This window comes from Methylocucumis oryzae, from assembly GCF_000963695.1.
In the GTDB taxonomy this organism is placed as follows: Bacteria; Pseudomonadota; Gammaproteobacteria; order Methylococcales; family Methylomonadaceae; genus Methylovulum; species Methylovulum oryzae.
Window position 1 is genome coordinate 1 of record NZ_LAJX01000112.1, and the last position, 15751, is coordinate 15751.

Below are 15751 nucleotides of genomic sequence, written 5' to 3' on the forward strand. Positions count from 1 at the left end.
CTAAACTCAATGGCTTAAATCCTACCGAATGGCTCAAGGATACTTTGGAAAAATTACCGACTTGGCCCAACAGTCGTATCGATGAGTTGCTGCCTTTTGCAACGGCAAATTCCGAGACAGTTAAGGATCAGAATGTCTTTTAGAAAACAACGTGGCTAGATTGAACGGTTACAAAAAACGGCTAACCGTTTCGATGGGAAACGGCTGTTGCTCGACGACCATGTTGCTTGCTAAATCATTGTCACGAAAATGCGCGGCAAAATCCCAAGGACCGTTAAAAAATGGAAACGGGTTTAATGCGAGCTTATCGAGAGGCTTCATTTTAGCGGGCGTATATTCTGCGGCTTTAATCGCAGCGGGCGCGTGACGCAATACGTCCATACGCATGAAATGACTACCTAACTGCATTGATAAATACTGAGCGCGAATGAAATTTCTACCTCTGCCATCAGAGAAAAATTTATCGTCAGGCAGGTTTTGATAGATGTCTATGCCTTGCAGTAATAGCGACAAATTGACATCGCTGCTATGGTTTAGGTAGTTGTCATGTAAAGCGGTAAGCGCCGGGCTGAACGCAAAACCATGCTCCACTCTAGGAATCCAAGCATTTAACGTGTTAAAACGCAGCACCATGAAACTTATCAGAAGACCAGAGTGGAAACGGAATACCTATCGGCAACTCAGCTAAATCCAATTGTTTTAATTGCTGTTGCATGATTTTTGCGGCGGCAATTGAGTTTTGTGGCTTTTTGGCATTAAAACTTAAACGAGAGGATGCCAAGCTTAAACCGTGTTGCGCTAGGTATTGGCCAAATAAATAATCGCGGCTATGTGAAGATTGCTGAGTATCACCTAAGACAAAACCACCTGGCTGAAAAACACGATAGCTAAAAGGGTCTTTAGGACGAATACGGTATTTTTTCCGCATCGCAAACACCGCATCTAGCATTTTTTCTGTGGTTTCAGGCGTGACATGACGAATAGAACGACGTAGAAAAAATTTTCTACGCCGAAATCTAAATACGCAAATTCAATCATGTCAGGACCATGACATTGTACGCAAGCGCGGTTATCGAATTCTTGTTGTCGCCAAGCACTAACACCTGTTTGTATGATGTTTTTCTAAGGTTTTAATATCGGTCTTAGAAAAATTCTTATGTTGATAACGAATTAAACACTCGTGTGCACCTAATGCATCTTTACCGAGAATAAACGGTAAAACCTCGGTTAATTCTGACAGCTTGCAAGCATTAATGGTCGTTTCCTTAGCGAATACCGTTGAACCAACAACGAGTAAGAATCCTAGTGACATAGCTCTGAATAAACGCTGTTGTTTCATGGTATTGGCCTCAGTAGTTAAGAGTGCGCCGATTAATAACGCCGCACGGAATCATCCACAGTACGCGACCACATATCAATACCGCCTTGTAAGTTCGCGACATTTTTATAGCCTACATGAGCAAGATAATCTGCGGCTTGTTGACTACGCATACCGTGGTGACAAATAACAACAATCGCTGCATCTGTAGCAATTTCATTTAACCGTTTAGGGACTTGGTTCAGAGGAATTAAAACACTACCCTCAATGTGAGCATAATCAAATTCGGGCGGTTCTCTAACATCGAGTAAAAACACGGGTTCATTATTGGTGAGCTTGGCATGTAGGTCTTGCGCGGAAAGTTGTTTAATAGCCATGGTTATCCTTGCTTAATAAAAGTGTGAATTCGCTGTATTGCATCAGACATTCTAGCGATAGATGTCGTATAGGCAAAACGTAAGTGTTGCTCGGCTTTATATTGACCAAAATCTTTGCCAGGTGTAATCGCAACGCCTTGCTGTTCTAACAAATCTAGCGCAAATTGCATACTATCATCGGTAAACCGGGACGCATTGGCGTAGATGTAGAAGGCACCATTAGGTTTTATCGGAATGTCAAAGCCTAATTCGATTAAAGCGTTATAAAGATAATCGCGTCTTGTTTGTAATTCAGAGCGTCTTAACTCAAGTTCTGCAAGTGTTTCAGGTAAGAACGCGGCTAAAGCGGCATACTGCGAGTTAGTAGCTGTTGCAATAAAAATATTTTGCGTTAATTTTTCAACGGCTTCGATAGCTGCCTCAGGGACGATTAACCAGCCTATACGCCAACCGGTCATACCAAAGTATTTAGAAAAACTGTTAATAACAAACACGTCATCGCTGATTTGCAACGCACTCACGCAGTCTTCGCCATAGCTTAAGCCATGATAAATTTCATCGGAAAAAAATACCCCGTTGAGAGCCTGTGTCGTGTTTATACAGGCGGTTAATTGCTCTGATGAAATAATCGTGCCGGTTGGATTTGAGGGGGAAGCAATTAATACGCCTTTGCTTTGTGCGGTCCATGCTGCCTGAATAGCCTGTGCCGTCAATTGATAAGCGCTTGATGTTGTAACCGGAATTAATTTTGGCTTAACCGCTAACAAATGCGCAAAATTGCTATTACACGGATAACCGGGGTCAGCTAACAATAATTCATCACCAGGATTTAAACTTGCACTCAGAGCGAGTAATAGCGCACCCGACGCGCCAGGGGTAATAAAAATGCGTTGAGGATTTATGCGGACTTGGTAACGCTGCCAATAAAACTCGGCAATCTGTTGGCGTAGCTCGGGTAAGCCTGCCGCAGGTGTGTATTTAATTTGGCCGGATTTAAGTTGACGAATGCCGGCTTGGATAATGCTGTCTGATGTTGGAAAGTCGGGCTCGCCGATTTCTAAATGGATAATATCTCGGCCTTGTGCTTGTAATTGCTTAGCTCTATTCAGCACTGCCATAACATAAAAGGGGCTAATCAATTCGGTGCGCGTGGCAGATTTTAGCTGCATCATTAAAGATCCATAAAAAGCCTAAATCATACCAATAATTCTTGCTTAAGGGTTCGTATTCTGCTAAAAATGCGCGGTTTATAAACTATGTGTTGGAGTTAATGGATGGCCGATAGTTCTAGAACCGTGGCATCACCTTTTGCGTTTGAGCCGTATGTTGAAGTAGACGGTGAAGAATATATGTGTGAACCACAATTAAAGCATTTTGAGAACATTCTAAAAAACTGGAAAGCCGAATTAATGCACGAAGTGGATCGTACGGTGCACCATATGCAAAATGACGCAGCCAACTTCCCAGACCCTAATGATAGGGCGACGCAAGAATCGGAATTCAGTTTAGAATTAAGAACACGCGACCGTGAGCGCCGATTGATTAAAAAAATTGACGAAGCGTTAAAAGAGATTGAATCAGGTGATTATGGTTTTTGCGAGTCTTGCGGCATTGAAATTGGTATCCGCCGTTTAGAAGCAAGACCGACCGCAACCTTGTGTATTGATTGCAAAACCTTAGATGAAATCCGTGAGAAACAAATGGGCTAACCCCCTGCTTTAAATCACCGACCGAGTTCATGCCGGAATCCCGTGTTATAGGCCGGTTTGCCCCATCTCCCACCGGCCCATTACATTTAGGCTCCTTACTAACCGCATTAGCGGGATTTTTAGAAGCTCGTTCTCAACAAGGTTTATGGTTATTGCGCTTTGATGATCTTGATACGCCAAGAAATCAGCCGGGTGCTGTTGACGCCATATTAACCACCTTAGACACGTTCGGCTTACACTGGGATTTAAACGTTGTCTATCAAAGTCAGCACTTGCCAGATTACCATGATTATCTAAGCCAATTAGCCAATAATGAACAGGTTTATCGCTGTCGCTGTAGTCGCAAAACGTTAAATAGCGCGATTTATCCTGGGACTTGTCGCGCACAAACCATTTTAGCTAGCGAAGCCCACGCGATACGCATTAAAACTAACCCGCAAGTCATTTGCTTTACCGATGCGTTGCAAGGCGTTATTGCCCACGACATAAGGGCACAACACGGTGACTTCATTTTAAAGCGCAAAGATAATATTTTCGCTTACCAATTTGCTGTCGTGATTGATGATGCGTTAGCGGGGGTGAATCAAGTCGTAAGAGGTTGTGATTTATTGCTAGAAACACCTAAGCAGCTCTATTTACAACAACTGCTTGGTTTAGCGACGCCGCGTTATATGCATGTTCCGGTCATTGTCGATGCAAACGGACAAAAGTTGAGCAAGCAAAGCTATGCTGCCGCAGTGGATACCCATAATCCTGCGCAAACGTTGTATGACTTATTGATTTTGCTTAAACAGCAACCGCCTAAAAAATTAAGCTTAGCTACGGTTAACGAGATTCTGACCTGGGCTATTACTCATTGGCAAACCACGCCCTTATCTGCAATTACCCAGCTTAATGCGCTAAGCGGCAGAACGTAGCTTTTTCTTGGCTGCTTTGGTTTCTGCACTGTCCCCAGCAAGTCCATAGGTTTTAGTCGGCTTCTTCGCACCTGGGCAATCGATGCTAAAACGTTGCACCGTATCGCCTAGTTTTAATGCGGTTAACTGACCGCCCCATAAACAACCCGTATCGATTAAATAACAATTATTCGCTTCGTAATAACCTAAGGTTGACCAATGACCACAGACAATGCGCATATCGGCGCTTTTTCGATTCGGCACATCAAACCACGGCATTAAGTCTTTAGGTTGTGTGCCAATTGGACCGCTATTAACAAAATCTAATCGCCCATAGCTGTCGCAATAGCGCATACGCGTAAAGCAGTTGATAATAAAGCGTAGCCTAGCCATTCCCTTTAAATTAGAAGACCAAAGATTGGGCTTATTACCATACATTTGTTTTAAAAATATGGCGTAATCTGCACTTCTTAACGTCTCTTCGGCTAATAACGCCATTTTCTGGGTTTTTTTAAAATCCCATTGTGGCGGTAACCCGGCATGTAATAAGCAAAATTGCTCATTAAAGTGAAACAAAGGCTGATGTCTTAACCAATGAATCAACTCATCTCTATCGGGGGCCTCTAAAACTTGCGATAACGCATCTTTTTTTTGAGCAATTTTTTTGTGTACACGATGCGGCTAATAAATGCATATCGTGATTGCCTAAGACGGTTATCGCAGCATTACCTAATGATTTAACAAAACGTAACGTATCGAGTGATTTAGGGCCACGATTAACTAAATCACCGGCAAACCAGAGCTGGTCATCATGCTCGTTAAAAGCAATAAGCTCTAATAGCCTTAGCAATTCGTCATAACAGCCTTGGACATCACCGATTGCGTATATGGACATAGCCTTAGTGTAATACTCTTGGAATCGATAAAGTAAATTTGGGAATATCGGCTAAAAACTCATCACCCTCATCGGAACGCATTGAATAATCGCCTTGCATGGTTCCTACCGGTGTTTCTATCATGGCACCGCTAGTATAACGAAAGCTTTCGCCAGGTTTTAAATAAGGCTGCTCACCGACAACTCCACTGCCGCGTACTTCTTGAACTTTGCCATTAGCATCGGTAATTAACCAATGACGACTCAGTAGTTGTGCGGGAATTTCGCCTTGATTCGTTATTGTAATGGTATACGCAAAAACATAACGGTGTTTTTCCGGCTCTGATTGAGCCTCAATATAATGAGGCATGGCTTGCACAAAAATTTTATTTTTTTCTTTCATTGACGTGATGATGACTCAATGTAAACTGAACGCTTTATTATTCCATCGTCATGGAAGTAAACGCAAGCAGTAACCACTTAAGCAAGGCGGAATAACAGACAAAAAAAAGGCGGTTTAAAAAAACCGCCTGAGAGTATTAGGAAGGATATAACGCAACTTTCAGCTATCGGCTCGTAAGCCGTAAAAGTTAGGTTAATGATAGCAAGGCTTTACGCAATTAAAAATGTGGCATATTGTCGCAGCTAGTAGCCCAATATACCTATTATTGTCAATAGCCGAGAAACAAACTATTTATGCTTACCCGGTCATCGCAAAATTAACTGGATTTCTTAGGCTTGCGGAGTATAGATACGAGCTGCTTATCCCCACAAATGCTCTACAATACCGCACTGAATACAGCATCAGATCCATCACAGGAGAGAGTTTTCAGTGCCATCAACGACTTTTTTTTGACCCTGCTACAACGACCTTAAATACCCGGATTAATTTAATCGAAGCCAGCGCAGGTACTGGAAAAACCTTTGCGCTAACCATGCTGGTATTACGCCTACTCGTCGAGCAAGCGATTCCAATTGATCAACTATTAATTGTGACGTTTACCAAAGCGGCTACCGAAGAGCTTAAAGATAGAGTGCGCAAACGTTTAACTGAAGCAAAAACGCAATTATCAAATCCCGATTATGTCAGTGATTCGACGCTAACAACCTGGTTGAAAAACCTAGAACTCGATAAAGTAGTCATACAGCAACGCCTTAGTATGGCCTTACTCAATATCGATCAAGCAGGCATTTTTACCATACACGGCTTTTGTCAACGCGTACTAACAGAACATGCGCTAGAAAGCGGGCAACTATTTGCTACTGAGTTAATCAGCGATATTTCTGCGTTAAAACAACTGTGTACCGATGATTTTTGGCGCAAACAGATTAGTCAGCGCCCGATTTGGGAGGCAGCGGTATTAACCGCTAACTATAAGACGCCGGATGAACTGCTAGCGAGTTTAACCGGTTTTCCTAGTGCCGCTTGGGCATTAGATACCCCGCTCACTATTCTCCCCGAGCAGCAAGACTTAGATGTGTTACTCGCTGAACTAAAAACCTTGGCCGAACAGGCGCAAAGCCTTTTGCCAAACAACGCTAAAGCACTAACACCTTATTTAGCATCCGGACAATTTAAAAATGGATACAGCGATAACTTTGACTATCATTATCAAGCCTTAGAACATTGGCTAACGGGTGGCATTGAGACAATACCATACGCCAGCTTGACGTTATTTAGCTGGGCAGGTTTGCTGGATGCATTAAACGGCCAAAAATTTAGAAGCACTAAAGCCTTGTCGGGCGAGCAACGCAAAGCCGAGTTCTTAGCGAGCTTAGCTATAGAAACTAAGCCTTTTGATGCTTTATTAACCTGTTATCACAGGGTTGCTTTGCAATTACGGCGTAATTTACTACAAACCTTACGCGAGCAACTTAGCCAACACATACAAGCCTTAAACGCGTTGACCTATGACGACTTAATTGGCAGTCTAGCTGCTGCATTACAACAAAATAATAGCCAATACTTAGTCGATGTATTGCAGCAACGCTTTCGCGCGGCCTTAATTGACGAATTTCAAGATACCGATGCTAAACAATGGCATATATTTTCCACCGCGTTTAACTCAGCCGAGCATTTTGTTTATTTGATTGGCGACCCCAAACAAGCCATTTATAAATTTCGTGGCGCAGATATTTATGCGTATTTAAGCGCACAACGGCAAGCAAAACATCGCTACACGTTAGGCTTTAATTGGCGTTCACATCCAAGCTTAGTTTCAGGCGTCAATCAACTCTTTCAACAGCCTAACGCTTTTGTCATAGACGCGATTAATTTTAGTCCGGTACAGCCCGGCCGCTCGCGCGAGCAGGGCGAGCTTTATCAAGCAGAAACACCGTTACCCCCCATAGAACTGTGGTATACCGAACCGCCGGAAGGACAAACCTATTGCAGCGCAGGCAAAGCGACAGCAACGATACAAGCTGCGGTTGTGCATGAAATCATTAGCTTACTATCGGGTAACTACAGGTTTAAGCCCGACGACACAACAGTACACCCTAAAGATATTGCTATCTTAGTCAGAACGAATGCCCAAGCGGTTAACTATCAAACGGCATTGCGTACCGCAGGCGTGCCATCGGTATTAAGCTATAACCAATCGGTATTTGCTACGCAAGAAGCTGTCGATTTATATCGATTACTACTCGCCGTCGCTCATCCAGGCGATAGCCGCTTGTTTAATCAGGCACTCAGCTTGGATTGGTTTGGCTTGGATGGTCAAATCTTATATCAAGAGTTAAACGATGAAGCCGCGCAATTTAAATGGCTAGCGCACTTCAATGAGTATCATAAGCTGTGGCAGACGCAAGGCGTATTAGTCATGATGCATAGGCTTATTCAACAGCAACAGGTGAAAACCCATTTAGCGAAAACCCTATTAGCCGAGCGTCGCTTAACCAATTTATTGCATTTATTAGAATTAGTACAACAAGCCGCTCTCGATGAGCATTTAGGAATACAAAAAACCTTAGATTGGTTGCGTAAGCAAATGACCGACGCAAGCCGCAGCGATAACCAATTACTACGCTTGGAAAGCGATGCTAAAGCCGTGCAAATCATCACCATGCACAAAGCGAAAGGTCTGGAATATCCCATCGTATTTTGTCCATTCTTATGGCAAGACAATAGCTTAACGCAAAACCAAGACTTGATTTTTTATCAACGCGAAACGGGCGGCATTGTCGATTTAGGCTCTGAACACTTCGAGCAACATTTAGCACACGCACAACACGATGCATTAGCCGAAGCCGTGCGCTTAGCGTATGTGGCATTAACGCGTGCTAAATGCCGTTGTTATTGCGCGTGGGCGGATGTGCGCACAGCCGCTAAACCCAATGATTCAGCGTTAGCTTGGTTATTAGCTATGCCCGAAAATGCTCAGCAACAACAAAGCGTATTAGCAGACTACCGCGACGCCAATCCCGAAGGGTTTTCATATAAAACGTTAAGCGCAGAACTTACCATGACAGATGCTTGCATAGTCAATGCGAGCAACACTCAAGCACCTGAATTATCCGCACTTGAATTCACCCGCACGCTGACCAGCACTTGGCAAATGAGTAGCTACACCGCGTTATCGGCATTGTCGCAACATGACGTCCCTGAGTTACCCGCAGATAAGGCCAGAGAACCCGAACCAATCAGTGATACGGATACAACGTTAGTGATTATCGACAGCAGTCCTGATAATCAAGATTTTTTACCCAAAGGTGCAGACACCGGTAACGTTGTGCATGGGCTATTAGAACAAGTCAGTTTTCAAGACTTAGCCGTATTAAGCGATATATCAGAGTTGCGTGACCGCTTATGTTTACGTTATGGCGTAAAACTCGCTAACCCCGACTTATTAAGCCATTTTTTGCAAACCGTCGTATCTACACCATTGGACTATGCTGACAAGGAATTTTGCTTAAAAAACATACCCGCGCAGCATTGTTTAAAAGAAATGCCATTTTATCTAACTATCAATGACCTGCACACCGAGCAAATCAACGCTATTCTCAAAGACACACCCGCGTATCAAGCGCTAACACATAAACAACTCAGCGGTTTCTTAACCGGCTTTATCGATTTAATCTGTGTATACCAACAGCGTTATTACGTCATTGATTATAAAACCAATTACTTAACCAATTACAGCCAAGCTGAATTAACCCAAGCGATGCGGGAGCATAATTACGGTTTACAGTATTGGTTATATAGCGTGGTGTTACATCAATATTTACAAAATCGCTTAACCGATTACCACTTTAAACACCATTTTGGCGGTGTGCGTTATTTATTCGTCCGTGGCATGAACACCACACAAGCCATGAGCGGTGTTTATCAAGACCCGCTTGAGTTCGAGTTACTGCAGCGATTGAGTGCTGTTTTTGCCAGTGGTGGCAGAATCTAAAATAACTAAGAAAAACAAGCTGGTAAGCAAACATCAGTGATTTTTTCAAACATGCGGCTAAAAGTTCTTTTAAAGATGGATTGAATTGTAGATACTTTCACTGGCTTTAACCCTTAGTCACCCACTAAGAAGTCAAAAATAGTAACCCTGATGAATTTTTTGGAGAAAAGTATGCACAACAAATGCTTAGTGTTTATAGGTTTGATGTTATCTGTATTAACCCCTGTAACTGTTTATGCTGGCTGCACAGGCACGTATTACGCGACGGAATATGCGAATGGTGAGGATCAACCCGCAACGGGTTATAGTTTATGGACGTTTTGGTCGGTTTGGTACGTTAATTTCCAATAGCAGCAGCGAGCCTTCGGTTCCGTTTAGTGGTGCGCAAGGGAATTGGCAAGCGGTTGCACCTAGAAAAATAACCACGACGACATTTGATTTTTCCGGTTCAAATACCGATTCGACCTATCCTACGATTGCTAAAGTCGATACTACCTTTACGTTTACCCGCGATTGCAGCGCGACTGTAACAGGAAAAAGCCGTTATCAAGTCACGCTGTGCCCTGTAGAGCAAGGTCCGTTATGTCCATCAGGTACCGTGATTATTAGTGACAAACCGATTGAGTTAGTCCGCGTTGCCGGTAAATAACAACTTAGGAATCTCCAATGATAACCCCCGCATTTGCTCAGCAGTTTGCTCATGATTGGCTAAATGCTTGGAACAGCCATGACTTAGAGGCCATTTTAAGTCATTACGCCGACGATAGTCTGTTTACCTCACCTTATGTCGTTCTGCTTGCAGATGAGCCTAGCGGAGTGTTACATGGGAAAGCGGCACTTAGAAACTACTGGCATAAAGGCTTACAGCGCATTCCCGACTTACACTTTGACTTATCAGACGTGTTAATTGGCATCGATAGCTTAACGCTCTACTATCGAGGCCATAACGGCATGGTAGCAGAAACCTTTGTGTTTAACGCTAGCGGCTTAGTGCAGCAAGCCATGGCTTGCTATGCGCTGCCGACTAGCGATTAAAGCGTGTTGGCTTTACCTTGGGTTAGGTAATCCTTAAATTGACTGTCACAGCTCTTAATGTGAAAAAGCCATTGCTGCATAAATTCAAGCACTTGCTCTCTTTCCCATTGACCCGCTCTTACCGTAGCGCTTTTATCCACTAAGGCACTTAGCATCAAATCATGCTCGGCAATATGGTGAGCGCGTTCAGGATAGTGGTGTTCTGCCATGATTTGCTCTTCCAACTGAAAATGCTCGCGTACATGACGGTATAGCAGCATTAAATCCTTAATTAACGCTTCATTGCTGGAAACATTAACAATGTGCTCAGCTAAGTTGATTAAATTTTTATGTTGCTCGTCAATGACTGAGCTGCCGGTTGTATAGTCGTTATGCCATTCAAATGTCATATTGTTTTCCACTTATGCCGTGTAGGAATGCAATGCGTACCTTTTGTGTTGAGGTGTTTTGCGTTTTTTTTCATCAACCGCGCTGTTAATGCTGACAAAACCGTCTATGCTTTATCAACAGTTTGTTCAACGAGTTATTCTATAACGCTTATCGGAGAATGCCCATGCGTATGTTAGCGGAACAGCCAGTCAGTATTGGCAAAGTGCTTGATATTAGTTTAAAACTTTATAGCGCGAGCTTTAAACTGTTTTTACCTTATTGCGGTTTGTTGACGTTATTTTATATCGCCATTGGCTTTATCTCTCAAAGTTTGCAACATGGCAGTGATGTTGAAAAAGGGTTGTTACTATTATTGTTAGGTTTAATGCTTTTAGTAATGGCTGTTTTCTTTTTCATTTTGTATGCCGCAATGGTGTATCGTGTCGATAATTTCATTCACGAGCGCGACGATAGCATGATGGATTCCCTGTTATTCGGCTTAAAAAAAGTTTTTCCCTGTGCTTTGGACGGGTATTCTTTATGGCTTAGCCGTCATGTTCGGCATGATTTTACTGTTTATACCGGGCATGATTATCGGCTTATCGATGTCTTTATATTTAAACGTCATTGTCGTCGAAAATAAATCGGGATTTGCCGCCTTAAAAACCAGTCACTCGTTAGTATGGGGGCATTGGTGGCGAACCTTAACGGTTTTTATGGCGCCAGGTCTAGTATTTATTATTTTGTATGCGGCTATTCTTTCTGCCGTGCTGTTATTCCAATATTTGGGTTTAAACGAACTTGATTGGTTGGTCAGTATTATTGCTAACCTACTTTCAGCGCTTATCGCGCCGTATTTTTTAGGGTTAGGCTATGTGCAATACCATGATTTAAACGTTGCGCAAAACCGGTGCCGATTTAGCTCAGCGCTTGGCGGGTTAATGAGCATTAACTGCTGGCAGCCGCTAGTGCTATTGAGCGTTTTATTAGCCGCTCAGAGCGTTGCCACTCAGCAGCAAAGTCACGCATCATTAATGGAGCTAACCGTTACACGGTCTAATCCGTTAAATAGCGAAGGTCTAGCTGAATTATTAGCCAGCGTCACGACTATAAATTCTGATGCTGACAAGCCCTGGGATGCGCTTAAGGCTTTGTTAGCGTGGTTGAAAAGCCTAAACCCTGAGCACTATGAAGCACACTATCAATGGCTAAAATGGCTTTGGCAAGCGCTTACGCCTTCAGCTGAGATGAAGACGCTAATAGTTAATGGCCTCATTGTGTTACTGGTATTAGCAGTGGTCATTACCATTGGCTGGTTAAGTCGACAAGCAGGATGGTGGCATAAACGAGTGGTTACTCGGCCAAGTCGTATTACGCTGCCTAGTATTTATGCTACCGAACTGATTACGGCTGATATAAACACCTTAACGCCTAAACAACACATTTACTGCTTGTTAATGCAATACCGGCAAGCGCTGATTAGGCAATACCATTTACCTAATAATAATGCCTTAACCCATAGAGAATTGCTGAGGTTGCTAACGCAGCCTACGCTTAGCCGCCATTTTAAGGATTTACTCGATGTGAGCGAGCCGATTTTATACGGTAAGCAGTTGGTTTCACTGGCTGAACTTGAAACATTTAAACAGTATTACTCTCACTTGACGCGTGCAGGGTCATGAAAGATAGGTTAGTTACACTGGTATCGGTGTTAGCGGCTTTGCTTGTGGTGTTGTTATTGTTCGCCCCAAGAACTCATACTGAAAAACCCATCTCGCTACCAACTAGCGAAGATAGCGGCAATCACGGGTTAAAAGGATTAAAGGCCTGGCTACAACGTGAGCAGGTTCCAGTGTTAAGTTGGCGTAAACCGCTACCAAGCTTATTACGACAAGCGCAGTTGGCAGAAAACGGGCATGTTTTGTTATTATCCATGCCTAGTTTAGAAAAGATTCAACACCATGAATGGCTGGCATTAAAGCTTTGGCTAGAGCAAGGCAACACGGCCATTATGTTGGTATCTGCTTTTCAACAACCTGAGTGGGACGAACAACAAGACGGGGGGTTAGAGCAACTCAAGCACTTTTTTTTTAAGCGTTATGGATTAACGCTTGATACCGAGGAGTTAACGGGTGAAGACTCGTCAAGCCAGGATGATAGCTTAAGCGCGTCGGTTAACCGCTTGCAGGAAAACATACACGCACAAATCCCCGTGCTTAAGACCTTAACACCTGACACTACCCTATTTTCGCCGTACAAAGTCAAGACGCTAACGACACTTGCCGCACCCGGTTTACTGGCCAAAAAACCTGATTTTTCTCGTACCGATGGCCCTATTCCTGTCGTTACTTTGCTGCGTTTTGACGACGACCAACCCGCTGCTTGGCTTATTGCACACAACAACAGTCGGATTGTTATTTTATTAGCCGCAGATTTATTCAATAACACACGCTTAGCCAGTAGCGATAACGCGTTATGGTTTAGCTCATTGCTTAGCCATCTTCGCAATGAATCGGGTACGGTTATTTTCGATGATTATCCTTTTGGTTTGCATGACCTGTATTCATCTGAACAATTTTTCTCTGACCCTCGCCTCTATCAAACGCTCACCTGCATTTTACTGTTATGGCTGAGTTATGCGCTAGGTTATAGCAATCGCTTAGCGCCAGTACGTGAAAAAAACGCACGTTTAACCGCGCTAAGTGTAGTCGATGTTATGGCAGGTTTTTTTGCGCGCCGCGTCGATGCGCAGCAATTAAGCAAGGCGTTAATCAGCCACTTATTAAGCACTATTGCTAAACGCCGACATTTTGCCACGGAAGCACTTGCACTGGACTGGCTTAGTCAAATCCAACGAGGCGAAAATAAAGAATTGCATGTTATCCACCAAGTTTTAGCAGGGCAAAAAAATCTCATTAATACATTTAGCCAAAGCGATTGCTTTTTTTAGCTTAACGTCTCGATGAATACTGAGTTGGACTACCAACTTAAGGCGGGACAATACCAAGCTGGGACAGGGCATACGAACGCAGGTGTCGGCAGCAGGGATGCTGCCGCCAAGCCTACAGGGACGTATATACGGCGTCCTGCGATCGTGTGCCCTGTCCCGGCTTAAGCGGGTAGCCCTGAGTTGTGATGATGATAGCCTAAGCTAAGCCGGTAATTTCCTGATATGATGTTGCTTTTAACTCTCACTCTAGCCTAATCTTTCGATTTATGATGAATCCACTCCCAATAGGGCCGGTGATGTTGGATATTGCCGGGCTAACACTCACACTAGAAGAGCGCGAACTCATCGCACATCCAAATACGGGTGCAGTGATTTTATTTGCGCGTAACTTTGCTAATCCTGAACAAGTAACAGAATTGATTCATGACGTACGCTCAGCGCGCAAGGGTGAATTATTAATTGCCGTCGATCAAGAAGGTGGTCGTGTACAACGTTTTCAAAACGGTTTTACCCGCTTGCCACCCGCAGCGGCTTATGCATTAAGGCCTGAATTAGCTGAGCCTGCGGGCATGTTAATGGCTATGGAGTTATTAGCTGTAGGTGTGGATTTCAGTTTTGCCCCTGTACTCGATGTGGATTGCGGGGTTAGTGAAATTATAGGCAATCGTGCTTTTGCCCAAGACGCCGAGACCGTATCCGAGTTAGCGAGCGCGTTTATGAAAGGAATGCATTTTGCTGGCATGGCGGCAACGGGTAAGCATTTTCCTGGGCATGGTGCGGTCGCGCTTGATTCGCATTTAACCTTACCGGTTGACGAGCGAAGTTTAGCGGAAATGAGTGTTAAAGACTTAATGCCATTCCAAGAGCTGATAACTAAAGGGCTAGCTGCCATTATGCCTGCTCATGTGTTATACCCTAATATTGATTCACAGCCCGCAGGCTTTTCATCGTTTTGGTTAGACACGATACTACGTCAAGCATTAAAGTTCGACGGTGTGATTTTCAGCGATGATTTAAGCATGGAAGGGGCTGCGTTTGCGGGTGATTATCCTGAGCGCGCACGCTTAGCGCTAGAAGCGGGTTGCGATATGGTATTAGTCTGTAATAACCAAGAAGCCGCTAAACAAGTCATCAGCACCCTACCTATTATGCCGCAGCCTGACAGCATAAGACGCTTACAAACCATGAAAGGCAAACCTATGCTGACGTGGGAACAGCTACACCAATCGGAAGATTGGCAACGTATTTCCAACCAGCTTCAACAATTCTCGGAAAGTTATGCTAACAGAAATTAAAACCGTACAAACACAAGCTAACCTATTACATAGCCAACAAGAAGTTGAAGCGGCAATCACCAAGCTCGCCGAGCAAATTAACCAGGCATTAGCAGATAAAAATCCCTTGTTGTTATGTGTAATCAACGGCGGCATTGTGTTTGCCGGTCAATTATTAACCCGATTAACGATGCCATTGAATTTAGATTCAATACAAGCAACGCGTTATCGTAATCAAACGTCAGGCGGTCAAATCGAATGGCTGTTAACCCCTAAAACCCCTTTGCTTAACCGCACTGTGTTAATTTTAGATGACGTATTAGATGAAGGGGTTACGTTAGCTGCAGTACAAGCCTACTGCCGAGAGCAAGGCGCTTGTGAGGTTTATAGCGCGGTTTTAATTGAAAAACTCTTACCCGAACCTAAACCTACATCGGCTGACTTTATTGGTATTGTGACGGAAAACCGCTACTTATTTGGTTATGGTATGGATTACAAAAGCTATTTACGCAATGCCAACGGCATTTATGCGTGTTCATAAACGAGGTTAAC

At 43.6% G+C, this 15751-nt stretch carries 18 protein-coding genes and 1 pseudogene; 11 read left to right on the forward strand and 8 right to left on the reverse strand.

Annotated elements, in window-relative coordinates:
• Positions 1-143: transposase domain-containing protein (locus VZ94_RS24435; protein WP_131655444.1), on the forward strand; the 143-nt coding region annotated here is incomplete at its 5' end.
• Positions 144-168: 25 nt separating this feature from the next.
• Here VZ94_RS24435 and VZ94_RS11305 read toward each other — a convergent pair.
• The 5 genes from VZ94_RS11305 to VZ94_RS11325 all read right to left on the reverse strand — a co-directional run bounded on the left by VZ94_RS11305 (position 169) and on the right by VZ94_RS11325 (position 2867).
• Positions 169-633 (reverse strand): hypothetical protein, encoded by a 465-nt coding sequence (locus VZ94_RS11305; protein ID WP_045779311.1) that lies wholly within the window; start codon positions 631-633, stop codon positions 169-171.
• Positions 617-949, reverse strand: coding sequence for a hypothetical protein (locus tag VZ94_RS11310; RefSeq protein WP_045779312.1), 333 nt, complete (start codon positions 947-949; stop codon positions 617-619). Before VZ94_RS11310 ends, VZ94_RS11305 begins: the two co-directional genes overlap by 17 nt.
• A 147-nt stretch (positions 950-1096) precedes the next feature.
• The gene (locus tag VZ94_RS11315; protein ID WP_045779313.1) at positions 1097-1339 is read right to left on the reverse strand and encodes a hypothetical protein; all 243 of its coding nucleotides are present in this window, start codon (positions 1337-1339) and stop codon (positions 1097-1099) included.
• A gap of 32 nt (positions 1340-1371) precedes the next feature.
• On the reverse strand, positions 1372-1695 hold the full coding sequence (locus tag VZ94_RS11320) for a rhodanese-like domain-containing protein (protein WP_045779314.1): 324 nt from the start codon (positions 1693-1695) through the stop codon (positions 1372-1374).
• Positions 1696-1697: 2 nt separating this feature from the next.
• On the reverse strand, positions 1698-2867 hold the full coding sequence (locus VZ94_RS11325; protein ID WP_338040357.1) for a pyridoxal phosphate-dependent aminotransferase: 1170 nt from the start codon (positions 2865-2867) through the stop codon (positions 1698-1700).
• A gap of 102 nt (positions 2868-2969) precedes the next feature.
• Between VZ94_RS11325 and dksA the strand changes: the two genes are divergently transcribed.
• Entirely contained in the window at positions 2970-3404 is a 435-nt protein-coding gene (gene dksA / locus VZ94_RS11330) for an RNA polymerase-binding protein DksA (RefSeq protein ID WP_045779315.1), read from the forward strand.
• Positions 3405-3433: 29 nt separating this feature from the next.
• Positions 3434-4321, forward strand: a complete 888-nt coding sequence (gluQRS, locus tag VZ94_RS11335) for a tRNA glutamyl-Q(34) synthetase GluQRS (RefSeq protein ID WP_045779316.1) — start codon at positions 3434-3436, stop codon at positions 4319-4321.
• Here gluQRS and VZ94_RS11340 read toward each other — a convergent pair.
• Both VZ94_RS11340 and apaG read right to left on the reverse strand, forming a co-directional pair.
• Positions 4304-5195 (reverse strand): annotated as a pseudogene (locus VZ94_RS11340) (symmetrical bis(5'-nucleosyl)-tetraphosphatase). The gene gluQRS and the pseudogene VZ94_RS11340 overlap by 18 nt on opposite strands.
• Positions 5196-5199: 4 nt before the next feature.
• Positions 5200-5577: a Co2+/Mg2+ efflux facilitator ApaG/CorD gene (gene apaG / locus VZ94_RS11345; RefSeq protein WP_045779317.1), complete on the reverse strand. Its 378-nt coding sequence runs from the start codon at positions 5575-5577 to the stop codon at positions 5200-5202.
• 223 nt (positions 5578-5800) lie between these two features.
• On the opposite strand from apaG, the gene recB reads away from it, so the two are divergent.
• The 3 genes from recB (at position 5801) to VZ94_RS11360 (ending at position 10606) form a co-directional block, all read left to right on the forward strand.
• Positions 5801-9571: an exodeoxyribonuclease V subunit beta gene (recB, locus tag VZ94_RS11350; protein ID WP_082081582.1), complete on the forward strand. Its 3771-nt coding sequence runs from the start codon at positions 5801-5803 to the stop codon at positions 9569-9571.
• Positions 9572-9842: 271 nt separating this feature from the next.
• Positions 9843-10220, forward strand: coding sequence for a hypothetical protein (locus VZ94_RS11355; RefSeq protein ID WP_192828631.1), 378 nt, complete (start codon positions 9843-9845; stop codon positions 10218-10220).
• A gap of 17 nt (positions 10221-10237) precedes the next feature.
• Positions 10238-10606 (forward strand): nuclear transport factor 2 family protein, encoded by a 369-nt coding sequence (locus VZ94_RS11360; RefSeq protein WP_045779319.1) that lies wholly within the window; start codon positions 10238-10240, stop codon positions 10604-10606.
• On the opposite strand, the gene VZ94_RS11365 is transcribed toward VZ94_RS11360, so the two are convergent.
• Complete coding sequence (locus VZ94_RS11365; protein ID WP_045779320.1) at positions 10603-10995, reverse strand: bacteriohemerythrin; 393 nt, start codon at positions 10993-10995, stop codon at positions 10603-10605. The two genes, VZ94_RS11360 and VZ94_RS11365, sit on opposite strands and share 4 nt — an antisense overlap.
• Positions 10996-11159: 164 nt before the next feature.
• On the opposite strand from VZ94_RS11365, the gene VZ94_RS11370 reads away from it, so the two are divergent.
• From VZ94_RS11370 to VZ94_RS11390, 5 genes are all read left to right on the forward strand, one after another.
• Positions 11160-11618 carry a hypothetical protein gene (locus VZ94_RS11370; protein WP_045779321.1) on the forward strand — a complete coding sequence of 153 codons (459 nt, stop codon included), beginning with the start codon at positions 11160-11162 and terminating at the stop codon, positions 11616-11618.
• Positions 11539-12657, forward strand: a complete 1119-nt coding sequence (locus VZ94_RS11375) for a hypothetical protein (RefSeq protein ID WP_131655540.1) — start codon at positions 11539-11541, stop codon at positions 12655-12657. The genes VZ94_RS11370 and VZ94_RS11375 overlap by 80 nt, the downstream gene beginning before the upstream one ends.
• The gene (locus VZ94_RS11380; protein ID WP_045779323.1) at positions 12654-13925 is read left to right on the forward strand and encodes a DUF4350 domain-containing protein; all 1272 of its coding nucleotides are present in this window, start codon (positions 12654-12656) and stop codon (positions 13923-13925) included. The genes VZ94_RS11375 and VZ94_RS11380 overlap by 4 nt, the downstream gene beginning before the upstream one ends.
• Positions 13926-14191: 266 nt before the next feature.
• Complete coding sequence (nagZ, locus tag VZ94_RS11385; RefSeq protein WP_045779324.1) at positions 14192-15220, forward strand: beta-N-acetylhexosaminidase; 1029 nt, start codon at positions 14192-14194, stop codon at positions 15218-15220.
• Entirely contained in the window at positions 15204-15740 is a 537-nt protein-coding gene (locus VZ94_RS11390; protein ID WP_045779325.1) for a hypoxanthine-guanine phosphoribosyltransferase, read from the forward strand. The genes nagZ and VZ94_RS11390 overlap by 17 nt, the downstream gene beginning before the upstream one ends.
• Positions 15741-15751 lie beyond the last annotated feature (11 nt).